12 protein-coding genes are annotated in these 24,982 nt (G+C 40.1%); 1 reads left to right on the forward strand and 11 read right to left on the reverse strand.

Features of this window, described 5'->3' with window-relative positions; translation table 11 throughout:
- Window positions 1-29 precede the first annotated feature (29 nt).
- From ACXACQ_RS21345 to ACXACQ_RS21355, 3 genes are read right to left on the reverse strand one after another with little or no spacing between them, the layout of a single operon-like run.
- Complete coding sequence (locus ACXACQ_RS21345) at window positions 30-10,112, reverse strand: SDR family NAD(P)-dependent oxidoreductase (protein WP_474978031.1); 10,083 nt, start codon at window positions 10,110-10,112, stop codon at window positions 30-32.
- Entirely contained in the window at window positions 10,093-12,075 is a 1,983-nt protein-coding gene (gene asnB, locus ACXACQ_RS21350) for an asparagine synthase (glutamine-hydrolyzing) (RefSeq protein ID WP_474978032.1), read from the reverse strand. Before asnB ends, ACXACQ_RS21345 begins: the two co-directional genes overlap by 20 nt.
- Window positions 12,075-12,350 carry an acyl carrier protein gene (locus tag ACXACQ_RS21355; protein ID WP_474978033.1) on the reverse strand — a complete coding sequence of 92 codons (276 nt, stop codon included), beginning with the start codon at window positions 12,348-12,350 and terminating at the stop codon, window positions 12,075-12,077. Before ACXACQ_RS21355 ends, asnB begins: the two co-directional genes overlap by 1 nt.
- A gap of 1,014 nt (window positions 12,351-13,364) precedes the next feature.
- Here ACXACQ_RS21355 and ACXACQ_RS21360 point away from each other — a divergent pair.
- Window positions 13,365-14,384 (forward strand): LLM class flavin-dependent oxidoreductase, encoded by a 1,020-nt coding sequence (locus ACXACQ_RS21360; RefSeq protein ID WP_474978034.1) that lies wholly within the window; start codon window positions 13,365-13,367, stop codon window positions 14,382-14,384.
- Here ACXACQ_RS21360 and ACXACQ_RS21365 read toward each other — a convergent pair.
- From ACXACQ_RS21365 to ACXACQ_RS21400, 8 genes are all read right to left on the reverse strand, one after another.
- Window positions 14,379-14,885: a hypothetical protein gene (locus ACXACQ_RS21365; RefSeq protein ID WP_474978035.1), complete on the reverse strand. Its 507-nt coding sequence runs from the start codon at window positions 14,883-14,885 to the stop codon at window positions 14,379-14,381. The genes ACXACQ_RS21360 and ACXACQ_RS21365 overlap by 6 nt on opposite strands.
- Before the next feature lie 24 nt (window positions 14,886-14,909).
- Complete coding sequence (locus ACXACQ_RS21370) at window positions 14,910-15,686, reverse strand: alpha/beta fold hydrolase (protein ID WP_474978036.1); 777 nt, start codon at window positions 15,684-15,686, stop codon at window positions 14,910-14,912.
- A gap of 11 nt (window positions 15,687-15,697) precedes the next feature.
- Complete coding sequence (locus tag ACXACQ_RS21375) at window positions 15,698-17,032, reverse strand: condensation domain-containing protein (RefSeq protein WP_474978037.1); 1,335 nt, start codon at window positions 17,030-17,032, stop codon at window positions 15,698-15,700.
- Entirely contained in the window at window positions 17,029-18,222 is a 1,194-nt protein-coding gene (locus tag ACXACQ_RS21380; protein WP_474978038.1) for a glycosyltransferase, read from the reverse strand. The genes ACXACQ_RS21375 and ACXACQ_RS21380 overlap by 4 nt, the downstream gene beginning before the upstream one ends.
- Before the next feature lie 47 nt (window positions 18,223-18,269).
- Entirely contained in the window at window positions 18,270-19,484 is a 1,215-nt protein-coding gene (locus ACXACQ_RS21385) for a glycosyltransferase (RefSeq protein WP_474978039.1), read from the reverse strand.
- 98 nt (window positions 19,485-19,582) lie between these two features.
- Window positions 19,583-20,368: an alpha/beta hydrolase gene (locus ACXACQ_RS21390; protein ID WP_474978040.1), complete on the reverse strand. Its 786-nt coding sequence runs from the start codon at window positions 20,366-20,368 to the stop codon at window positions 19,583-19,585.
- Entirely contained in the window at window positions 20,359-20,658 is a 300-nt protein-coding gene (locus tag ACXACQ_RS21395; RefSeq protein WP_474978041.1) for an acyl carrier protein, read from the reverse strand. Before ACXACQ_RS21395 ends, ACXACQ_RS21390 begins: the two co-directional genes overlap by 10 nt.
- Window positions 20,646-24,977, reverse strand: coding sequence for a type I polyketide synthase (locus ACXACQ_RS21400; RefSeq protein WP_474978042.1), 4,332 nt, complete (start codon window positions 24,975-24,977; stop codon window positions 20,646-20,648). Before ACXACQ_RS21400 ends, ACXACQ_RS21395 begins: the two co-directional genes overlap by 13 nt.
- Window positions 24,978-24,982: the final 5 nt, after the last annotated feature.

Genomic DNA, 24,982 nt, shown 5'->3' on the forward strand with positions numbered 1-24,982 from the left:
AAGCGAAAACCGCTGACCTTTCTACTGCCTTAATGGCTACCGTTCATTTTAGAATGACCATTTTCAGCATATTGAGCAAGCTCCAAGGCGTCATCAATACTTAATGAATCATCTGAAAGGCCATGAATTAATTGGTTATAAAAACTTTCATCAAAAGCTTCAGAAGCTATTTCTTCTTCTGTATGCACCGTATTCACTTGTGGTGACTCTAGTTGCCCTACAGGTAGCCAATACCTGTCTTTGGAGAATGGATAAGTAGGCAGGCTCATTTTTTGAAGCGCCCTATTTCCATACAATAATTTCCAATTAACCGGAGCTCCTTTTGCCCATTCTTCAGCCACATAAGACCAGTCTTTTTGTCTAAAGGCTGTTTCTATTTCCGTAGAATTTTGCAAGTGAGATGATACGGTACTTTTTCTTACAGTACCTTTAAAAAGCTGTGCTCCATAGTCAGAGCCGCTTATATAAGCTTGCAACTTATAGCGTAGATCATCTAAAGAGCTGGCCACAAATGCTAAGCGCTCTTCCATAGCTTCTCTTCCCACCTGTAAAGTGTAAGCCAAGCTATCTAAGGCTGCTGTTGGGCGCTCAGAAAGATGATTCAATAAGTTTTCAGCTATTGATTTTAAAGCCTCTGCTCTTTTGGCTGACAGTACAATGAGCTGTGGACCTGAAAGAGTTGCACTTTTCTGCTTATCGTACTCTTCTATTACCAAATGAGCATTAGCACCACCAAAACCGAAGCTGCTAATACCGGCTCTTCTTGGTACTGGTTGCCCTACAGCATTTACTGCCTTTTTCCAAGGCATTAAATGCTGTGCTATGTAAAAAGGACTACCCTTTAAATCTATATAAGGATTGATTTCAGCACTGTGCAAACTGGCAGGAATTACACCATGCTCCATTGCTTTCAGCACTTTAATGACACCGGCAATACCTGCTGCGGCTTCCAAATGACCAATATTGGTTTTAACTGAACCCAAGGCACACTGTTGCCCATTATTTGGGTTGTGTGGATATGCCGCTGATAGCTTTTCAAAAGCCAGTTTGAGACCGTTAATTTCTACAGGGTCGCCAAGGCTAGTGCCCGTTCCATGAGCTTCTATGTAGCTTATGGTAGAAGGATCAATACCTTTCATGGCCTTTTCTATAAGGCTGGCCTGTGATTTAGCATTTGGTGCAGTAAGAGAACTAGCTCTACCGCCATGGTTAATAGCGCTACCTATGATAACGCCCAGTATGTTGTCTCCATCTGCCTCTGCTTTTGCTAATGGCTTCAATATCATAGTACCTACACCTTCTCCTCTCACATATCCATTTGCTGAACTGGAGAAAGTCTTGCACCTGCCATCAGGACTTAACATCCCTCCTAAATTAGGCCCTACAAAGTCCTCAGTACTCAATACCAGATTGACACCTCCCGCAATAGCCATCTCGCACGTACCATTATTGATATTCTCCACAGCACGGTGTATAGCCACTAATGAACTAGAACAAGCAGTATCGATTGGCTCACTTGGCCCATGTACATCTAGTGTAAAAGAAAGCCTGTTAGCCAACATGCTATGTGCGTTACCTGTAGCAGTAAAAGCATCCACAGGCACTTGGTAGGCATTTAGTAAATGATTATAATCTTTACCCGTTACCCCAAAAAACACCCCAGTATTTTCAGGCAATGTGGCTGCAGTGTAACCAGCATCTTCAATAGCTTTCCATGCAGTTTCTAAAGTCAACCGCTGCTGAGGATCCATTAATTCGGCCTCCACAGGTGATATGCTGAAGAAATCAGCATCAAATTTATCTACATCGTTTATTACTCCGGCTCTTTTAGGGAACTCTGCTTCGTTTACCTTTTGCTGGTAAAAGGCATCATAACGATGCAATGGAAAATCAGAAATGAGGTCATCACCTGCCTGCAAATGTTGCCAAAAAGCATCTAGGTTATCAGACTGAGGAAACTTACCTGCCACACCAACGATAGCCACACGCTTGTCGCTATCTTGAGCAGGCTGCTGTTGAATTACAGGCTGCGTAATTGACTGATGTTCTACTTTATGGATAGTTTGATCAGCTGTATTTTCCGTTGCCTGAGGTGCTGCTGCTTGATATTCTGGCGTTCCTGTTAATTTATTTTCTAACTGACGTTTGAAGTTAAGCAGCATGTAATCTGCCAGTTCTTTTATGTTTTCACACTGGAAGAATATGGCTGGCGTAAGTGCTGTATCCAAGTCTTTATTGATCTGCTGTGCCAGCTTACCTAGCGCTATGGACTCAAAGCCATAAGCATAAAAATGAGTATGAATGTCTATTTCATTCATCTCAAATTTTACAATTTGAGATACATATTTTCTCAATGCATATTCGAGACGCTGCTCTAGCGATCCACTGCCTGTTGTATGCTGTTGGCTTACTGGCGCTGCAACCTCTTGAGTGGCCTGTGCGACCACCGTATTTGAATTAGCAAAATAAGCTTCGCATTGAGATTTGTTATTGGCTAACAGATAATCTGCTAACTCTTTTATATTCTCACACTGAAAGAATAACGCAGGTGTAATAGCTGTTCCAATCTCCTTATTGATATTCTCTGATAATTTGGCCAGCGCAATAGATTCGAAACCATAAGAGTAAAAGTGTGTATGCTCGTCAATTTCTGATACACTGAATTTCAGAATACCTGAAACTTTCACTTTTAAAGTCTGCACTAATTGTTCTCTCAAACCAGTAACAGAAGAAGTTGCAACTGGTTGTGTAACCTTCACTTCCTCCGGACGATAGTTGGTAGTAATTTCAGGCCTTGATTTTGGAGCTATACTACCTGATAAGGCAAATGTTAGCCCCGTTATGCTAGCCACTACATTACCATCCTTATCTGCCAAAGTCACATTACCATATACCTGCCCTCCAGCTTGCTGAAGTGTAAAGTGCATGTAGGCTATTTCAATTTGCTTGTTTGCGACTTTTACTTCATTGATGGCTTGGGGAACTAATTGATTCCATCCAATCACTTGATTTTGCTTAGCCCAATATTGAACTCCCTGCAACAATGCCCCCAGTACCTCTGAAGAAAGAGTAATCTGCTTTTTAAAATGGTCTTGCGTGTAAACAGGCTTACCCACCTCGATCAATATTGATTGATTAGGAAGTACATCTAGCGCTTTTACACCTTCTAAGTAAGGCATATAACTCATTCCTCCTTCTTCCAGAACCTTATAAAAATTCTCCTGAGAAAGCTTTTGTATGGCTGTAGACTTCAATTGAGCCAGTTGAATGCTTTCTACACTTGTAAAAGGCTCTCTTTCAATAGTGGCTTCCGCCCAGTTAATGAATTCGGCACCTACCAAAGCCTGCATATAGCATTTTAAACCCTGCCCTTGAGGCTGCATAAATATCTTTAACTCACTTACCTCACTCCAATTAAGTGGCTGTCCCCAGCTAACTTCCTTGACCGCGAAACTCTCTTTAATACCAGAAAGATGACCGGCAGCAAAGGCTGTATCTATAAATACAGTTGGTAGAAGCTGCTGTTGATTATTGGCAGTATAGACATAATCTAACACCTCATCGAGCTTCAGCTCAGTGGTATATTTTATGCCATCAATGTCTGAAATATTTTGTCCAATAAATGGATGAGCTTTGGTACGTGCTGCCAATGGATTTTGAACCCTTGGAGCATCTTCATAAAGCTCATACCAGCATCGTATTCTTTCAAAAGGATAAGCGGGTAATGAGGCTCTTTGAGGCTGAAGATTGCCATAAAGCTCCTCCCAGTCTATTTTTACCCCATTAGCCCAATACTTACCAAGTTGGAAATAATTCTTTTGTTGTATAAATGCACCTACATCATCTGCATCAAAGCCGCTGGTTCTTTCTAATAAAGAAGCAACAAAAACTATACTTTGATCATTGGTCAAAACCTCAGGATTTTGAATGGCTTTTAACACAACATCAATCTGAGATTTTAACTGCTGAATGCTAGTGACCTGAATGGCCAGCCTACATGGCAACTCATTTTTACCCAGCTGCAAAGTATAGGCTACTGAGGTTAGATCTGCATCTGTAAGTGTATCAGCGTACGTTCTAAAACTATGCAGATAACTCTCCAGCGCCTTGCTATTCATAGCACTGAATACCATTAAATGAGGCTCTCCTGCAGGCGCTTGATATGTATTTTGTAATGAGGGATCAAACTCCTCCACTATGATGTGAGAGTTCATTCCTCCTGCACCAATTGAGGTTATACCTGCCCTTCTAGGGAAGGTTTTAAGCTCACCGTCAATATTGAGCGTTGGCTGCTGCCAGTCGGTAAGCTGCTTGTGCACATAAAATGGCGTTTTTGAGAAATTAATATTTGGATTAATCTCATCGGCATGCAATGAAGGCACTAGCTTTTTGTGCTTAAACTGAAGTAATACTTTAGTTAAACCTGCAATACCTGCTGCACCAAGTAAGTGTGCTATATTCGATTTTACTGACCCTATTGGGCAGAACTGTAAATCTTCTGTATGTTTTTTAAAGGCTGTAGAAATACCTTTTATCTCTATAGGATCACCTAATGCCGTACCTGAACCGTGTCCTTCTACATAACTGATGGTTCGTGGGTCTATCTGTGCATCTGCTATGGCCTTTTCTACTGCCAAAGCCTGATTATGAGGATTTGGAACGGTAAAACCATTTCTGATACCCGCATTAGAAAGTGCTGTCCCTTTGATTACACCATAAATATGGTCACCGTCTTTCTTAGCATCGGCAAGTGTTTTTAAAACCACTGCTCCTACTCCTTCTCCTAATATAGTTCCATCAGCTCCCAATCCGTAACTTCTGATAATATCAGCAGTTTTAGAAGTGTAATGCTCTTGAGATGAAGAAATAAAGTGATATGGATGCAGTAAAAGGCTTATACCTCCGGCCACCACCATTTTACATTCTTTGGTTCTCAACATCTGCACCGCCTGATGAATACATGTAGAAGAACCTGAACACATAGTATCTACAAATATTGATGGCCCTGTAAAACCATAATAATAAGATAGCATATTCGGGATGGTACCCGTATAACTACCGTTAGATAAACTACCTCTGGTGAGCATATTTTGCACACCATATAAATAATAATGATTACTCATGGTGCCTACTAGTACACCTACATCACCATTGTATTTTTTCTGCAAAAACTCTTTAGAATAACCTGCATCTTCTAATGCCTTCACCCCTACTTCCAGAAATAAACGTACCTCTGGAGACATTAACTCTGCTTGTAATTGTGATATACTAAAATAGCGAGGGTCAAACTTATCAATGTCATCAATAAAAGCACCGGTACGGATGGTAGACTTCCCTAATACATCTCTTTCATTGAAATATATTTCATCGTGCTCCCACCTTTCGCTAGGCACTTTTCTAAAGCAATCTTTACCTAAAGACAATAAATCCCAAAAATCCTCTAAAGTATCTGCTTCAGGGTATTTACCTCCCACACCTACTATAGCTATGTCATGTTCATCCCCAGGCTGACTCATAGGCGCAGGCCTCATGTCCTCTTTTGGGGCTTCTGATTGAGCCTTTACCGATATGCGAGAAGCCTGATTGATAACGTTATTGGCCTGAGCCGTTGCTTGTTTTACAGGCTCGACCTTCGGCACTTCAGCCTTAACAGGCTCTGGCACAGGCTTAGGTTTTAAGTCCAGTACTTCAATGAGCTTATCATGATGCTCATCCATAAAATACTCTACTAACCCCTGTACATCTACATACTCAAAAAAGAGCGTTTTGGACAGTGAACCAAAAACATCTTCTAACTGACCGGTTACATCAATAATTACGATTGAGTCTAATCCGTATTCAGATAATTTTTGATCTTCTTGTATTTTTTCTGGCGCTACCCTAATGGATTTGCCTAATATTTCTTTTAAAAATTGAGTGGTTTTGCTTTTAATCACTTTAGCAGAAACCTCTTGTGTATTGGCTTGTGGTGTTTCCACGGCTGGTAAATCTTGCGTTACTTCCTCTTCTTCCGAAGTTCCAATCACTTCTTCAATCTTTGAACGATCGCCAAAGATGACTCCAATATTTCCATAGCTATAACCAGCTATCATATGTTCAAATGCCACGAGGCCTTCCTCATTAGGTAAAGGCAACATGCCTTTTTCCTTCTTCATTTGCTGAAGCGTGGCTGCATCTACCTGCATACCTCCACTTTGCCATAAAGGCCAATTGGCCGCTATAGCCACTCCCTTTCTCTGTCCTGTAGCTGTTAATTGATTTCTGTGGGCAGCAAACGCATCTAAAGCTGCATTGGCACCGGCATAGTCTGCTTGTCCTATGTTGCCATGAGCGGCTATAGATGAAAATAAAGTGATAAAATCTAATTCAAGGTCTTTAGTAGCCTCATCTATAAAAAATGCTCCATCTACCTTTGGTGCAAATACACTTTCTATCTCGTCTAGTGATTTCGTGAGGATGTACGCATCTTTCACTACACCTGCACAGTGAAATACTCCATTTAAGGCTTTGTAGTCATTCACTATTTGGCTTACCACATTCTGTACACTAGCCTCATTACTAAGGTCAGCTTGTACATAAATCACTTTGGTATTTTCAGTAGACAACTGCTCTAACACAGCTTGTTTTTCTGCAGACAATGTTGACCTACCACTTAAAACTACAGCACTAGCTTTCTGCCTGATCAAGTATTGGGTAAACAACTGACCTAAGCCTCCAAACCCACCTGTAAGCCAATAAACACCACCGGCTTTAATCGCTGATGATGTATGAGCTAATGAACTTTCATCGATAATAGTAAGCTCTCTTACTTCTCTGTTGAGACGCTCGTCATATTTAACTTGAACTTCCTGAGCAGCCGTGTTGGCTTCTGCAGCAATAATTTCAGTGATTTGGGCACTGTTTTTAATTATAGGCTCAGCTATTTGAATGATCTTTCCCTCTATTTTAGGGTTTTCCAAAATAGCTGTTTCCAATAAAGCCGCTAGTGTAGCATATGCGTAATTCCCTTCTATTTCAGGCACCAAAAGCAGCAGCTGCTGCTTAGTTTTTGGTCTGCTTTTAATAAGCTCCTGAACCTGCGCAAAGCACTGTGTAAACGTTTTTACCAAATGCGACTTTTCTAATGCTGACCTGCCAACCGACACGCTTACAACAGGAATAGATAGCTGTTGCTGCAACTGATCTTGCTGAGCCTGCTCCAATCCAAATAACCAAACCTGACTCGATATACCCTGAGATGGCTGATCTATGGCTGGTTTAGCTTGCCATAAATTGGCAGTATATACTAAATCGCCATCAACCTTCTCTTCAGCTAATGGCTCTATTTTTACATTCGTATTGCTTGCTGCAACACCTTTATCATTACCTTCAAAAACCCTGGCAGAATAACCTTTAATTCGCACTATCAAACGGCCTTCGTCATCACAAAGGTCCATGTTCAATTTCTTGACTGCGTCTGTTGGCTGGCTTCCATCGGCATACCTTACGTATGCCCACATGTCTTTCTTGTATCTGCCATAAACCTCTACAGACTCCATTGCAAACGGCAATGCAGCATCCATTTTCTCTTTCCCCTCATTGATCTGATCTTCACCAAGCAGTAAAATGATAGAAGTCTGCATGATGGAATCCATAGCCGTAGGGTGTAGCACATAACCATTGTCCGCTTGACTTACCGAAGCCGGCAATTGTATTTTTGAAAGAGCCGCTAATTCACTCAAGTACAATGATTGAACCCCTTGCATGCTATTGCCATGCATCTGTTCTGTTTTACGGATGAGCTCATAGCACTCACTCGCAACAAATGTATTTTTATTACAATCAGCTTTAATTGCTGTTATATCCAATTCTTCTTTAGGAGAAAAACTAGCTACTTCTGCCTTTCCTTTGCAATAAATAACCGTTTCGTCACCTGCACCGCTGTATATTTCAAAAAGAAGTGTTTCATCCTTATGCGGATAGATAGCCACATGCACTTCCGTATGGTCTGTTTCTGCCACTACCGGACGAATCCAGACGACATCTTTAAGCTTTATATCAGTGCTATCAACTTCAAGCTCTGAAGCCGCTGCTACGGCTACTCTGGCCATTTCAAGATAAGCCACACCTGGCAAAATAGCTTTACCTTTTATGATGTGATCAGCCAGAAAAAACTCTTTACCTGTAAAATTGGAGGTAAACCTTTCTGCTTTTAGCGTGGAAGTATTTGCATGCACTAACGGATGAAGCTGTTTCATGCCACCAGTTGTAGCAGACTGTTTGGTAGTTTTATACCAATGCTTTTCTTTAGCAAAAGGGTAAGTCGGGAGTCTTAATTTGTCAATTTTTTCGCCTTCATATAGTCCTTCCCAATTGATGCTGGCTCCTTGAGACCATAACTCTGCGATCTTCTCCAGCCTTCCTTTTTGAAGCCATTTATCTATTAGCTCATCAAAATCATCATCATCACCAAGAAGGCTAATTCTCTCTTTCCCACTAGATACATTACCTTTAAAAGTAATTTTTGTATCCGTTTCATCATCAAGGTAAGCTTTCAGCTTAATAATTAAGGTATCAATATCTTTAACTAAAAAAATGACCCTCTCTTCTAAGTCTTCACGGCCAATCTGCTGTGTATAGGCTAATGATTTTATTGAAAGCTCCTCTTCATTAAGTCCTACAAGGTAGTTATATAAGTTTTGAACACCTTCACGCAGGCGTTCAGCATTTTTGGCGCTTAATGGAATAGCGTAAGTATTTTCTTCCTCATCATTTGTCTCTTTTGCTTCAGGGACAAACTCCTCTAAAAGAATGTGAGAATTAGAACCACCAAAACCGAAAGAACTTACTCCAGCTCTTCTCACTTTTGAGTCTCCATTGGCATCTTTCAAATCCCACGGCTGAGTTTTATCCACCACATAGAACGGACTGTCTTTCAGGCTAATAATAGAATTTAGCTCCTTAAAATTGACTGTTCCCGGCAACACTTTATTTTTTAAAGAAGCCACCACTTTTATTACACCGGCTACACCAGCCGCTCCTTCCAAATGACCAATATTGGTTTTTACTGATCCGAGACCACAACTTGCTACTGAAGCATCTTTACCTGCTTTTTGAAATAGGCCTTTAAAAGCAGTTTTTAAGCCATGTACCTCTATAGGGTCACCCACGGGCGTTCCTGGTCCGTGCGCTTCTATATAACTTACCGTTTCAGGACTCACTCCTGCTCTGGAATAAATGTCTGATATTAATTCAGCCTGAGCTGCAGGGTTAGTCACTGTTAATGAGCTAGTTTTACCTCCATGGTTAGTTCCTATGCCTTTAATTACTGCGTAAATTGGATCGTTATCGGCAACAGCCTTACTCAAAGGTTTGAGTAATAACATTCCTCCACCTTCTCCTCTAACGTATCCATTGGCATCATCATCAAAAGCTTTACATCTTCCATCTTTTGACAACATGCCACTTTTACTAAAAGCAATAAAATGTTTGGGAGACCAAATAAGGTTTACACCTCCAGCCAAAGCATAATCGCACTCACCATTGTGTATTGCATTTACTGCCTCATAGATTGAAACTAACGAGCTAGCACAAGCCGTATCGTTAGTAATGCTAGGCCCCAACAAATCATAAAAGTAGGAAACCCTGTTAGCAATAATAGAATATGCAATACCCGTAGGCATATAAGCATCTACCTCCTCTACATCACGCTCAAGAAGTTCGGCATAGTCCCAATGACATACCCCCATGAACACCCCAGTTTTGGTACCTGCCAATTTGCTTGGCTTATACCCAGCATCTTCCATGGCCTTCCAGGTAAGTTCCAGCGCCATGCGTTGCTGCGGATCCATAGACTCTGCTTCTCTTGGAGAGATGTTAAAGAAAGAAGCATCAAAAGCATCTGCATTTTCCACAAAGCCACCCCATATACTATTGGTCTTATTGCCATCTCTTCTGGGGTTACCAAAGTATTCTTCTTTACTCCACCTCTCTGCAGGCACTTCGGTTATTAATGATTTTTCAGCTTTTAGATTATCCCAAAACTCATTAAGCGACTCTGATTGGGGAAATTTTAAGCTTACGCCAATTATAGCTATATCTTCATGAGAAGAATTATCTTGCTTCTGTTTCATAATTTGCCTCCCTTCTGTCTATTTTTCGTACCAATATCTTATCAATGTCATCCACATTATGAGCTGGTAAACCTTCCCTTTTGGTATAAAATCGGTTAAGCTGAGCCAGCGATAATAAGAATATGAATGTTTGATTTTCTTTAGTGCTTATTTCAGCAGCATCGCGACTAAAGATTTTTTTAGTTAGTGCTTGCGCAAACTTGGTATTCAGAAAATCAATTCCTGACAATTCCTGCTCAGAGAGCAGTGATTCCATATAATCGGGAGTATTTTTGACAAAAGCAGTACTGTCTGGTGCTCTATATGGGTTTTTAGGCCTATCAACGATACGCGCTGGCAGGTCATTTTTAAAGGCACGCTTCAGCAAGTACTTTTCATTAAAACCATCATTGAATTTCAAATTGATGGATGAAGCAAACTTCACAACATTAGGATCGAGAAAAGGACACCTGTTCTCTACACTATTAGCCAAGCCCATGCGCTCGCCTTGTGTAGATAGCAAATACCCCGATAGCAAAGTTTTAAATTCGAGCCATTGTGCCTTTTTTATAGCATCAAGCCCTTCAAACTCTGTTTCTTGTTTGATATAGCTGTATATTTCAGAAAATGGATCTCCCGCATTATTAATCAGCCTATTGGAGAATTTTCCATTTTGATATCTCATCTCATGTGAAAAAAGACCAGGCATTTGCTCTTCAGCAAATTGCTGGTAAAGCCCTACTAACTGGCTTTTAGACTCAAAGTGATTGAGGTATGGATACATTTTTTCCAATCTTGCTATTCTTTCATCATTGGTTAATGATGACCATGCTTTACGCAAGAGTGTATCTTTAAAAATACCATATCCTAAAAAAGCCTCATCGGCACCTTCACCACTCAAAACCACTTTTATACCCTCACGCCTTACGAGTCCAGACAGCATGTACATAGGTACAAATGCAGTGCGGAAAGCAGGTACTTCTGCATGATAAATGGCCTTAGGGAAGTTTTCTGCAATATCTTTATACGAAATAGGCACTGCAGCATGGTTGATGCCCAAATGGCTAGCCAACTCTCGCTGCTCACTACTTTCATCAAACTGCTTATCTTCAAACTCAACTGAAAAGGTGCGTACTTCTTTAGATGCCAATTGAGTAGTGAGGTAGGTAACTATTGAAGAATCGAGCCCCCCGCTAAGGTAAACGCCCACCTCCACATCACTTCTTAGCCTTAACTTTACGCTTTCTGTAAGCTCATGTCTTACCGCCTCTATGGCCTCCTCTTCTGTACCAGTAAAAGGATCTACATCAAAATCGAGCGCTTCATATTTTTTTCTAATGATATTGTCACCATTCAAAATCATGTATTCACCCATGGGTAGCTGCTGTATGCCCTTAAATCCACTTTGGTTGGGAAGCGGTGTCCACAATGCCAAAATTGAAGAAACTTGCGTTGCATCTAATTCAAAGTTGAAATCTTCAAAGGCTAAGAAAGCCTTCATTTCAGAAGCAAAAAGCAATGCACCCTTATGTTTTACGTAAAACAAAGGTCTTTTACCAAACCTATCACGGGCTATAAACACCGATTTAGAATGAGTGTCGTAAATAGAAAAAGCGAAGGCACCATTAAACCTAGGTAAGCAGGCCTCGCCCCACTCCATCCACGATTTTAACACCACCTCGGTATCAGAAGTAGTATCAAAAGTGTGCCCTTTTTGCTTCAGCTCTTCTCTTAATTCTTTGTAATTATACAATTCACCATTGTAACAAATCCAATATCTTTCTGAGCTGTCGCTTAAAGGCTGTGAACCTGAGGTAAGATCTATTATACTTAACCGGGCAGTACCCATGGCCAGTTTATCATCTACAAAATATCCAGCTTCATCAGGTCCGCGGTGCCTGATGAAGGATATCATCTTTTTTATGCGGCCTGCAAATTCATCACTGGATGCTGATGAATTGTAAAAACCGACAATTCCACACATTACGCAGGAGTATTTTTAGTTTCACCTGCTTCAATCTTTTGCTCCACACGGTCCAAAATAGCATTGAGACTTACGGGAACATTGCCCAGCATGTCTTCTTCAGAAAACTTCACTCCAAATTCCTTTTCTAAAAATTTGATCAGTTGAATGTATCCAAAAGAATCTATTACCCCTTCTTTAAACAGGTTGGTTTCTGAGGTAAGTTGTTCATCAAACTCTACTAAAAAAGTATCCTCAATAAATTCTATTACTCTTTTCGCTTCTTCTCTTTGCATGGTTATATAAATAATGGTTATGCGAATGAGCAATTACGCTCAGTGTCTTGTACACGCAGCGTCACTGTTCAATCGCATGTAATGATTAAAAGGCCTTAACTAATTGGAACTACTAAAGCTTAGCTCACGACTGTATGAGTCGGTTATGAAAATTTGATTTGTAAAAGGTTATACCGGGAATAGAAAAATACTCGATATACGTGGAATACTTATATCTTTTCATAGGAGAAAGGTTTAGGGTTAGATAGGTATTGCAATAGTAAGATTACTAATGCTATTCAGTAAACCGATTTACAAGTGTAAATTGTACATGTAAGTTATTTTCGTGCGTTCAAGCATTCAAAAAATACTAATCCCTAGATTAACAACAATTTAAAAATTTTGAAACCGTACAATTAGCGCCAAAAAGAGTGTATTAATTGAGGTAAACAAACAAGAGTTGTGTAGAAAATTAACTGAAATGAAAAAAAAATCACGTTGAGCAACTTTTTAATAGGTGCTTCGTTCCAAGGGACTTACAGAAACTGTGCTATCACTGATTAAGGAGAAATGTTATATTTCAAAATGACCATTTAATAAAAATAATCATACATAAAACTCAATTAATGATATTTAAATAATTATAATTTTAAACACTATAAATCTATTTAAACTCATTTAACGGAAAAAATTCAATTTAATAACAATCAATTATTAAAAATTCGATAATTCCTAAAGCTTATTTCTTCAATATCCCCCATCCTAAATCCACCAATTTATCACAACCTAAATATTGGAATAACCATAAAAAATGCGTGCTATATGGTTGGAAAATAGAATTTTAAGTCCAAAACGTTAATTGGAACTCCAATATAATATAATTTTATTAATGCCATAAACTTTACTTATATATAATATATCTATCGATTATTAAAAGTTATAAGCGCTATAAAAAACAAGCATAAAATAAGCTCTATTTCGTAATCCCATCAGACTATTCTCCGTATAACGATTAAGTCAACCCTTGAAAAACTAATGTTGAGATTAAGTATTTTAGACCAATCCCCCATACCTAAAGGTGGTAATGCCGAGCAATCATTAAAGGAATCAACCGCTTTAGCTAAGCTTGCTGATAAGCTTGGTTATTATCGCTATTGGGTCTCAGAACACCATAATACTTTGGGACTTGCGGGCTCAGCACCAGAAGTACTGATAGCTCACCTGGCGAGCCAAACCTCGAGGATAAGATTAGGGTCTGGAGGGGTAATGCTCCCAAACCATAGCGCCTTAAAAGTAGCTGAAAACTTCAGGGTTTTAGAAGCTCTTTTCCCTGGCAGAATAGACTTAGGTCTCGGAAGAGCTCCCGGAGGCGACATGAGAACAGCCGGACTACTTAATCCTTCTAATACATTCAGCGAAAAAGATTACACAAGACAACTGTTCGATCTTCAGGGCTTTTTATACAACTCAGATGCCCCTGACTCCATACATGAAAGCACTATTGCAACGCCCTATATTGATCATTCTCCCGAGCTATGGATGCTGACATCGAGCGGACAGAGTGCTCTATTTGCAGCTTATTTTGGCATGGGAGTCAGCTTTGCTCATTTCATAAACCCTGTAGGTGGCCCGGATGCCATTGAGGCATACCATGCTAACTTTCATGCTTCAAAAAGCTTGAACAACCCTACTCATAAGGTCAGCATTTTCGCTTTCTGCTCAGAATCAGAAGAAAAAATAAAGCAGACACGTGCCATTTTCGATTACCGCTTTCTCTACCTAGGGAGAGGTGGTGCGAGAGAAGGTATGCCTTCTTATGATGAAGTAAAAAATAAGAAGTACACTACTGCAGAGCAAGAAAGAATTGATTTTAACAGCAAACGGTTTATAACCGGAACGCCAGATGAACTGGAAGAAAAAATAAGATTACTTGCCAAGGAATACGATACTAATGAAGTGATGATAGCTACTATTACTTTTGATCCTGATGATAGACTAGAGTCTTATCAACTTATAGCAGATCGGTTTTTAAAACACCGACAATTAGAATTATGACAACATCATAATGCCTTTTCTCTTTAATTTCAAAATGGGAAGCACAGTAAAAAGGCAGGCTAATATTCCTGCCATTAAGGTCAATAATAACATTACAGGTATACTTTTGAAGGTGTAACCTTCGGGCAGCAATAAAAACAATGAGATAATAACCGTAGAAAAAGAACTAAATGAGTACAATGCATTACGCAAGCCGCTAAAACAGGCATATTTACTCCATTTAAAATGATCATCAAAAACGTATGGAAGCTCGCCCGATATGGCACTATCGTAGGTTCTTTTGATAGAATCTAATGTAACAAAAAAGGGCAGAAAAAATGAAAAGGGCAGAAACACTTTAGCAATAGACTGCTCACCAGTAAAAAAGGTTAGGCTTTCAAACTTATGTAAGGCATAAAGCTGTATTAAAAAGTTTAAAACCACATTGATACTCAAATTTATCAAGACCCTTTTTACTAGAAAACTCCTTAACGAATCACTTCTATTTTCAACCTTACTCATAAGGCTTAAAACTTTGACCATGCTTTAACTGACGATTTCTGTTTCTCTGAAAAATTCTTTTAACTCCGCTGAAACTTCGTTAGTAGCCTCCATTAAGAAAAAATGACCTCCATCTTTCATTTTTAAGACCGCTTTAGGTGCATTAGCCATAATACGCTGCGCCATATCATTACAATCAGAGGTTTTACCATATAGCAATATCACTTCCTGAGAAATAGCGGCTAAGTCATGGTCTGAGAGATCTTTGTCCTTATCTATATCAACGGCAATAGTTGTAGTATTAAATAATTTCAATGATGCTTTCCTTGATTTCTCAAGTGTTCTTTCATTACCAAAAAAGTTCTTTTGAACACTTTCTGGCAGCATATCTTTCATACCAGTAACACCTACATCTTTAAACCGCGCTACTGTTTCTGTAGTAGGTGCAATAGGGTTTGGGCATTCAATTATGGCCAGTTTCTTCACCTTGTCAGGATATTTTAAGGCAAATTTTATAGATATAATACCACCGAAGCTAAAACCAAGCAGGTAGCAATCTTCTACGTTCAGCTTATGCATTAATTCAAGCAGATCATCCGCCAGCGTATCTACTTCATACCCTGAAGGCGCCACTTCTGTTTTACCATGCCCTTTAAAATCATACATAATTACCCTGTACTTTTCAGCCAATACCGGTGCTATAGTAAAATAAAACTGCGCCAAATTCCCTACCAGCCCGTGCACCATTACTATGGTTTCATGCGCTTTTGGGTTTAACTCCTGATAATGTGTTTTTATACCTCTAATATTAATAGTTGCCATATGTTAGTCTTTTATAAAACTGCGGTTAGTGAGTTTTCGCTCATCACAAACTCTCCTTTTAAATCTATTTTATCTTGCCAGCCACTTGCCTTTTGGAGCTCATCCATACTTACATCTCTTATCATCTCCATTTGTGCCTTTGTAAGCATTTGTTCATTACTTATAAGCACGAAGCTCATGACCCCCGATAGTGTATTTACCAAAAGCGTATTGGCATTAAACCATGGAAAACCGGCCAAAACGCCAAGCATACTCTCTAATTTAAAATTATCATAATCTACAGGAATGGGCAGGTTACCCAAGTTACTTAAGGTCAAAGAATGCCCTCCTTTGGTGCGTTTCAGAAACTTGACTAGTTGTGGCACTAAGCCTTGAGCGGCATCGTCCTTAGCCAAAAATTTAAAGATTTTATCTTCCTCCATTTCAGCTACCATATCGTGTTTCACCTCTTTAGCCACCTCCCAGAAGTCAACGTCACGATTACTCTTCACCCAAAAGTTTATGGCAGGAGCAAAAGAATAAAGCATGTCCTGCTTTATTTGTGGTAAATAGCGCCTGATATCCACAGGATTTAGCACCTTATGCTTGTCCTTTTTATTACCATCAATTTCGTTGAAGCCACGCATCAAAGCCACACAAAGTGCTGTATGCACGGTAGTACCATGCTTTTTGCATGCATTGAGTACTGCTTTGGTCTGATGTGGCTGCAAACTCCACTTAATAGCTTGTAGCTTATTAGCCTTTTCTTTTTTTATAAGATTGATAGTACCAAAAACACCCGAAACGGCTTTAATCATAACCTTAGTGTACAGCGCTTTAAATAATGAAAGCTTGTATTTTCCGGGAAGAAGCTCCATGGTGGCTCCGGGCATATCATATGGAATCATGGTAGCATCAGGGTTATCTATCAGGCGCAGTAATTCTGACAACAATGTAATATAAGAGCCTCCATCACACACACAATGATGACTAACCACTATAAGGTCAGAAACCCCCTCTCCTCTTAGCCATACGATGCGCAGCACTGGTCCGTTTTGCAAATCAAAAGGAGTGATTAATTCATGCTCTACCTCATTCCACCAGCTATTTTCATCTTCCCATCTTACCACTCTTACCGGAATGGAGTGATACCTATCTTTTACTTCAAAATAGGGCAAACCGTCTTTACCTTCTTTTATGGCGGCTCTTAGTACAGGATGCTTTTCTTGTATTTTCTTTAGCGCATACTCTATTTGTCCTAATGAAATTCGCCCCTTTATTCTGTATCCAAAATACAGGTTAAATGGCTCTTCTCCATTAACATACATGATACGCTCCCCAACGGATAATTTTCTTAAGTTTTTCATACTGCAGCAGAGGTTAAAGGCACTAAATCTTCTAATAATTCCACAGCCTTGGCTGTGCCTCCAGAGGTTTCAAAAGATGTTTTTATCTTCTCTGCCGCCTGTTTATATGAAGGATTGTTTAAAACCTCCATTACAGCATCTTGCAATTGCTGAGCTTTAAACCTTTTAAATTTCAACCTTAAACCACAACCAGCTTCTACTACCTGAGATGATACATGAGATTGATCATAAGCTATAGGTGTAGTAATCAATGGCAAGCCATGAGTCAATGATTCGCAAACAGTGTTATGCCCTCCATGACAAACCACTGCATCCATATAAGACAATAACTCTAGTTGTGGCACTCGTGGCTGAACAATAAAATTATGAGGCCATTCGTCAAATAACTTATCATCTGCCACTACTACTACAGTCATAGGTAACCCTCCTAGCCCATCCACCACTCGTTTGAAAAAATCCTTTTTATGCTCTAGGTCAAATGTGGTACCAATAGAAACCAACACCCTAGGGCCTGGTGTATTTTGAAATTGAGCCCAATTAAATGAAAACGCCACCGGACGACCAGTTATTACCGGCCCCACAAAGCTATAATACTCAGGAAACTCCATATCCCCTAAAAACTCTTTAGAAGTAAAAACAAGGGTCAGTTGCTCTGAGCATGCTATCGATTGATCGAGTTCAAGCCCTAATTCTTGCTGCAAACCCACAATTTGTTCTGTTTCCCATTCAAGTATTTTAGGCATATCAGTCATGGCCTTTAGGGCTGTAGGTGCTGTTACCGAAGTGACATAAGGAATTCTCCTTTTATAAGCAGCCACAGCTCCGGCATATACCTGATGATCGGTAATAACAACATCGGGCCTCCAGGCATCTATATATTTACATATACCCGGATACATAAATTTGGACATGGGCACTAGTACATCTTCATATAGAAATTTCACACTTTCTATCCCAAATGTATTCTGCCCTTTTTCTGAAATTTGCTTAAAATAATCTTCACCTCCTGTGCCGTCTTCGCCTTCTTTAATAAGGAGTAATTCGGCACCATCGGGTAACTGCCCTCCAAAAGCATCTGTAATACTTACCCAAGCCACCTTATGCCCAGCTTGTATTAACTGACGCCCCAAACTTAATGTAGGGTTGATATGACCTGTAAATGGTGGCACTATAAATAAGAATTTAGCCATGGTTAGTAATGTTAAGGTTGGTTGATTAGGTAATATTTATAACGAGGTTAAACCCCTTCCACTACGCCTACTTGGCGTACAGCAAAGCTTTCAACATAATCTGCGGCTTTTTCTGTGCCGCCACATGCTCTAAGAGACTCCTGTATTTTTAAAGCAGCTTGCTTATAAGTATCTTCTTCTAGTATTTTATACAATGCCTCTTTCATGGCACTGGCTTTTAGTCGCTTATATCTGATAGGAATTCCACATCCTGCCTTCTCCACCAATGATGAAATGTAAAACTGGTCATAAGCAATAGGAATAATGAGCATAGGTAGGCCATGATAAAAGGTTTCATTCACACTATTGAAACCACCATGGCAAATAACTGCATCCATCTTAGGAATGATCTCAGACTGTGGCACATATGATTGTACTATAAAGTTATCTGGCCATTTTTCCATAATATCAGGATTGGTAGCGCAAACAAAAGTGATATCAGCATCAGCAAAAGTCTCAACCAATTGAGTAAAGAATTTCTTTCTGATATCCACTAGTAGTGTACCTAAAGTAACATATACTTTGGGCTTTGTAGAGGCATCTAGACGCTCCCAGTCAAAGGATACAGCGCTCGGTCTACCCTTTATTAGTGGCCCAACAAATTTGAAATGAGAAGCCAATCCTTCTGCATCAGTAAACTGAGCTGAAGTAGAAACCAAACAAAGCTGTTCAGACCTTAATTTCACCTCTTCACCCATAACACCAAAATCGCGCTGCAGCTGCAGTGTTTGAGTCATAGCCCATTCTTCTATTTTAGGCATTCTCATAGCTTCGCTACTATGATTAAACACCTTTGGCGGCACAGCAATAGTGGTAATAAATGGTATATTTTTGATGTGCGCTGTTAGCGGAGCACAAAACATAAGCTCATCATGAATAATAATATCGGGCTGCCACTCCTCCACCAACCTGAGCATTCCCGGCATCATCAATCGACAAAATGGAATATAGGTTTCTTGTAACGCCAACTTCATTACTTCAAAAGCAGATAATGTAGGACCTAAATCCTGCTTCTTCAATATCTCATCTATTTCTTGCTGATGGTCTGCCAGCTCCTCTTCGGGCACCAAAAATTGCCCTCCCTCAGGTATATGCTTTTCTGCCAACGGCCTAATGCCTACCCATACCACCTCATGCCCGCGGGAAATAAGCTCTGCACCTAAGCTTAGGTTCGGGCTTATATGCCCGAAAAACGGAGGTACAACTAACATAAATCTTGACATAATTTCTTCGTTTTATAAATTTTAGTTCTGTTATTACTGTGAACTAAAATTCAGTGTTGGTTTAAATCATTAAGTAGTTACAAGCCTAAAATTGGCTGTTATATACCCGCAGGTATCAATTCATGGTTCATGAATTTCATTAACACACTGCCTACTTCACTTGGCGAGGTCATTGGAAAACTATGGTCTCCGTCAGCACTGATGAAAGAGGTAAACGGCATGGTGTTATTCAAATACTGGCCTGCACTGTAGAAACTAGACTGCAATCCATACAACAAGAGTGTTTCCTTTACTATACCTGAAAGATTAGACTGATAAAAAAAGTCTTTATCACATGCCACATCAACAGAAAGAGTAGAATGATTAGCCAAGAAATTGAACATAGAAGAAAACTTCTTCATAGGCCTTTTCTCTAAAAGCACTTCAATATTCTCTGTGCTATACTTTTCAAAATAAGGTTTCAGAAACTCCTTCTGATATATCTCTGCAAAGGATCCTTTATTTAAAGTAGATAAATCGGGAGAATCAATAACCCCTAGCTTCTCTACTTTATAGCTATATTTTTGAGTATACTTTAACGCCACTAGCCCACCAAAGCTATAGCCGATCAAATGAAACTTAGCAAGCTTCATTTGATCGGTTAAGGCTTGTAATTCATCTGCCAGCAAATCCAGTCGATATCCATCGTAGCTTTTGGTACTTTTGCCATGTCCTTTAAGGTCATACAAAACCACATGGTACTTTTCAGCCAACAAGGGAGCTATTTCAAAATAATACAAAGAGAGATTTCCAAACATGCCATGTATTAGCACAATGGTCTCCTCCGCAGTTTTATTAAACTCCTGAACATGCACATCACCGGTATTTAAGGTTACTATTGGCATTTTTGGATAAAGTCTATTACATCTTTCAATTTCAGGTTAATGATCTCATCGAGATTCATATTGGTAAGCCACCCCGTAAAGTCAATATTGTCTCCAAAACGCTCCTTTACTTGATCAGAAAAGGAGACGATTTCAATACTATCCATTTCAAGATCTGTAGTAAATGAACTCTGCTCTGTTATTTCGAGATCTTCCACGAACTCTTCGCCAATTACATCTGAAATAATAGTTTTCATTACTCCAAGAATTTCTTCTCTACTTCCTAATGCTGTGGTGTTTATTGTGTCCATCCGATTATATAATTATTGTTTAAGGTTGATTTGATCCATTTATCTTTTATTCGTAATTCTTCGCCTCTTACCTCCTCCACTTTATAGTTTTTGGGATTTCCGTGTAGTCCTACTCCCAAACTTTTGCCATAAGCTTCTTTGGCGGTCCAAAATCTGGTAGCCCACTCCCACTTATCTTCTCCGGCAGGTATGAGAGCCATCTCCTCATCATAAAATGAGAGGTTTAAAAACCCTTCACCCCTGTCTTTTATCTCTTCTATATCAATGCCCGGATCTTCATTATAAGTAGCTGTAGCCACGGCTTGCTTATCTTTATGCGCCAGCGATACTTTTATATTTCCTAACTCGGTACCTTCGCCAACTACAAAAGGTTTACCTACATCATTAGATTTTACCGTGATTTCTGCAGGGAATAGCTTTACACCTTTCTCTTTGAAAATAAGATCTCTAACAGCATCTTTTACCGCCACACGCCCCATTAACCAACTTTTGCGCTTAGGCAATGGCAATGTTTCGAGCACGTCTTTTTCTAGCTTATTTAGGTATCTTTTATTCACAAAATCCCAAGCAGTACTTCTTCTGTATTCATCTTTAAATACAAATACTCCTGGCAGCTCCTCTTCAGAAAGCATATTGAGCATCACTTTGCGCGAAACACCCCACAATCGTTTATTGAAACCAAGTCTTCGGTTTTGCCAGCCTGTGATGGTAGCCCAAGTTTTACCATTTCTATTAAGAACCATATTGCAGATTGGAAAATCCTCATCCAGGCTCTGTAGCTGACAAGTACACTCCATATCTCCCGATTGATCCATAATATCATCGTAAAAGCGGATTTCATTTATTTTAATAGGGAAAGCCACATGATCTTCTGGGATAGCCAAATGACACCACAAACCGAAAAGCTGACCTGCATTATCTAATAGTGAACCTTTACCGGTACTTGTAGCTATGGTGGCACGCATACCTCTGTCACCCATTTCAATAAATTTCTTTATCCCCTGATAAGCAGGGCCATGGAACATGTACTTTTCTGTATATATGTCAGACTCTTCAATAGCTGGCTGCATGGCTGCCCCCAAGTCTTTGATGGTAGCAAAAACCAACTGTCCATAACCATCACCAATAGTAATGTCTGCCCTGGCGTAGTCCCCTAAAGTAACATGAATTTGATTAGAGCTTTTCCACTCTCCTTTAGCCGTTAAATGGATAGGTTCTGCCACCATAGTCCATTTAAACGCTTGCACATTCTCTATTTTTAGTATTTTCTTGTCAGGCACATTTTCTAGCACCAACTCTGCCATTAACTGAATAAGCATAGTCATGGGCACCACAGGAAATATATCTTCCATATGCTTCCAACCTTCTTTCTGATAATACATGGCATGATCTACCAAGTCAGGAAAAGTACGCAACGACAGCTCCATTGGCTTTTCAAAAGGCTGCATAGCCATGGCTGCCTCTGGCTTACGAGCAATCGGCAAATCTACCGCCACAGATAAAGGGTTACTGTCAAGGCCTGAGTTTTTAAATCGTGACTCTAACGCTGAAGCAATTTCTTGCTGCGCATATTCAATAGCGCCAAAATTATCCCGAAAAGCTTTTAACAATGGGTGCGCATCAGCTGATACTGCAGATACCTGTGGTGCATTTTTAATCACCACTTTTTCATGCTTAGGCAAAGCTACCTTTTCAAATTCCTTCACTAATGGTAGTCCTAAAGCCAACTTCATAGGATGAGATCTTCTTTTCTTTTTCATCAAATTCAAGAAATTCACATCCACTTCTTTCCCCTCCACAAACAACGCTGCCACCACTCGTTGCAATTGATTCAAGCCTGTTCTTTTGGGTGAACTAGCAGATAGCGCTGAATACCTTTTGCCCTTAAGCGTATCGTCAGCAAAGCCTACTAAACCGCCTGCACCCATTTGCACAAACACATTGGCCTTTTCACTATCGTGCAATTTGGCAACCAACTCCCTAAACCTCACTGGTTTTATTAAATGTTCGGTTGACAGCTCTCTTATTCCTTCAATATCGTTAGGATATAAGCCTGTAGTAGTGGCCGACCATAATGGTATTTGAGGCAACTCATTCAGAATATCCATTTTATCCCTGAGCTGACTGATATGATCTTCAAAGAATGGCGAATGAAAACCTGATTGGAAAGGAAGCACCTGATTGAATATTTTCCTCTCGTTTAATAACTCTTTACATTTCTCAATTCCTACAATATTTCCGCAAAGGATAACTTGATGAGGACAATTATCATGTGATAGGTAAACATCTTCAATGCCAGTTATTATAGGCTTAATAGTTTCTAAACTACAACCTACCACCAAGAAGAATACATCTGGTACGGTGATGGAATGAGGATCTAACTGTGCTAAAAGCTTTAACACAAACTTCTCATCGCATATACCCGCTGAAAAACAGCCTATCCACTCACCTAAACTATGTCCGGCAATCATATCAGGCACCACACCCAATTTTTTCAGTGCTTTATCCAGTATCATACTGGCCTCAAAAACCTTAATCCCTGACTCTACCAAGTCTGAAGATTCAGCATGCTCTAAGCGAGGTATATCAAAATAGTGGCAAACACTATCTATAGTACTTTTTTCAAGTGCATCGAGTCCGGGAAACAAGAAGCATAAGTTACCACCATCTTTAAGTAGTGGATCAGGAGTATACCATATGTCATTTCTGTTTCGCCAAGCTTTTCCGCGCTTTACTATTTTTATTGCTTTCTCTATCCTCTCATTTGTAGGCTCAAATAATGCCAAGGCATGATCTCCATGACCAACCTCTACCTCACCATTTTCCAAGGCATGCACCAGCTCTTCGGCAGTGTTTCTTGCCAACAACAGCACCTCATCTTTTTTCAGCTCAGCCTTAGCCACAGGGTAAATTTTCTTACCTGTTTCGTTTGTGGGCGCATTAAAGCCCTCTAAAACCACATGCGCATTAATACCTCCAAAACCAAAGGCATTAACCCCTGCACGTCTTGGCAATTCGGTCTGATCCCAATCTACCACCTCATTTACAGTCATAAACCGACTATCATCTATAGCCTTAAGTGGGTTATCGCAATTGATAGTAGGTGGCAACTGCCCATGATGCAATGCCAAAGTAGTTTTGATCAACCCCGCAATGCCAGCTGCTGGCATTGCGTGGCCAATCATGGATTTTACCGAACCAAGGCCTGCTAGAGGAGTTCCATTTCGCCCTCCAAATACTTTTGTTAATGTTTCTATTTCGGTTTTATCGCCTAGCGGAGTGGCAGTTCCGTGTGCTTCGATATATCCTACTTCACGCTCTACCTTAGCTTTATTCCAAGCTTGCTCTATAGCCTTTGATTGCCCCTTTACTGCAGGGCTCATCAAACTAGTGGCTCCGCCATCGCTAGCTACGCCCACACCTTTGATAACCGCATATACATGATCTTTATCTTTAAGCGCATCTTCCAGCCTTTTTAGTGCCACCATACCGCAGCCTTCACCTATGAGTAAGCCATCAGCATTTTGGTCAAACGGCCTAATCTCTTGGTTTCTTGACAATGCTCCTAATTGAGTGAAAACGCTGTAGAAAGTGACATTTTGACAAAGGTGAATACCTCCCGCAAGCACCATATCACAACGGCCGCTATTTAGCTCGCTAACAGCATGATCTATGGCAATAAGAGAACTGGCACAGGCAGCATCGATAGTATAGGCTGTACCACCTAGATCTAGTCTATTGGCTACCAATGAAGCTGCCAAATTAGGAATTAGTCCCATGGCAGTATCAGGCCCAAATCGGCCCGTACTTTTCTGAAAGCCCTTTCTTATTTTATCGAGTTCGGCATCACTTACATCTGGAGCTACACTTTTTAAAAGATTCACCAAGTGTTCTCCGGTACGCATTTGCTCTACCAAGCGGGTAATACCTGTACCCATATAATTTCCTTTGCCCAGAATGATGCCCGTTTTCTCCAGAGAACGATTCTTTTCAAAAACGCCAGCGTCTTCTAGGGCTAGCTTGGCCATACGCAAGGTGAGCAAATGATCGGGCTCGGTGCCTTCTACGGTTATTGGCACTATTCCAAACTCGAGAGGATCAAAATCAGCGAAATCGTTAATAAATCCACCTCTCTTACAGTAAAACCGATCTACCGCTGTGGAAGAAGGATCATAATAGACCTTCTCCCAGCGATCTTCAGGAACTTCCGAAATAGCATTAAACTTATTCTTTATGTTATCCCAATAGGCATGTACATCTCCCGCTCCGGGAAAAACACACGACATGCCTACGATAGCAATATCGTTATTGTTATGCATGGTAA

This window comes from Fulvivirga sp. AWR4_260 (assembly GCF_056158185.1).

Excerpts from the sequence above, each read along its gene's own strand:
- ACXACQ_RS21345 (WP_474978031.1), bottom strand. The coding sequence starts at position 10,112 with ATGAAACAGAAGCAAGATAATTCTTCTCATGAAGATATAGCTATAATT.
- asnB (WP_474978032.1), bottom strand. The coding sequence starts at position 12,075 with ATGTGTGGAATTGTCGGTTTTTACAATTCATCAGCATCCAGTGATGAA.
- ACXACQ_RS21355 (WP_474978033.1), bottom strand. The coding sequence starts at position 12,350 with ATGCAAAGAGAAGAAGCGAAAAGAGTAATAGAATTTATTGAGGATACT.
- ACXACQ_RS21360 (WP_474978034.1), top strand. The coding sequence starts at position 13,365 with ATGTTGAGATTAAGTATTTTAGACCAATCCCCCATACCTAAAGGTGGT.
- ACXACQ_RS21365 (WP_474978035.1), bottom strand. The coding sequence starts at position 14,885 with ATGAGTAAGGTTGAAAATAGAAGTGATTCGTTAAGGAGTTTTCTAGTA.
- ACXACQ_RS21370 (WP_474978036.1), bottom strand. The coding sequence starts at position 15,686 with ATGGCAACTATTAATATTAGAGGTATAAAAACACATTATCAGGAGTTA.
- ACXACQ_RS21375 (WP_474978037.1), bottom strand. The coding sequence starts at position 17,032 with ATGAAAAACTTAAGAAAATTATCCGTTGGGGAGCGTATCATGTATGTT.
- ACXACQ_RS21380 (WP_474978038.1), bottom strand. The coding sequence starts at position 18,222 with ATGGCTAAATTCTTATTTATAGTGCCACCATTTACAGGTCATATCAAC.
- ACXACQ_RS21385 (WP_474978039.1), bottom strand. The coding sequence starts at position 19,484 with ATGTCAAGATTTATGTTAGTTGTACCTCCGTTTTTCGGGCATATAAGC.
- ACXACQ_RS21390 (WP_474978040.1), bottom strand. The coding sequence starts at position 20,368 with ATGCCAATAGTAACCTTAAATACCGGTGATGTGCATGTTCAGGAGTTT.
- ACXACQ_RS21395 (WP_474978041.1), bottom strand. The coding sequence starts at position 20,658 with ATGGACACAATAAACACCACAGCATTAGGAAGTAGAGAAGAAATTCTT.
- ACXACQ_RS21400 (WP_474978042.1), bottom strand. The coding sequence starts at position 24,977 with ATGCATAACAATAACGATATTGCTATCGTAGGCATGTCGTGTGTTTTT.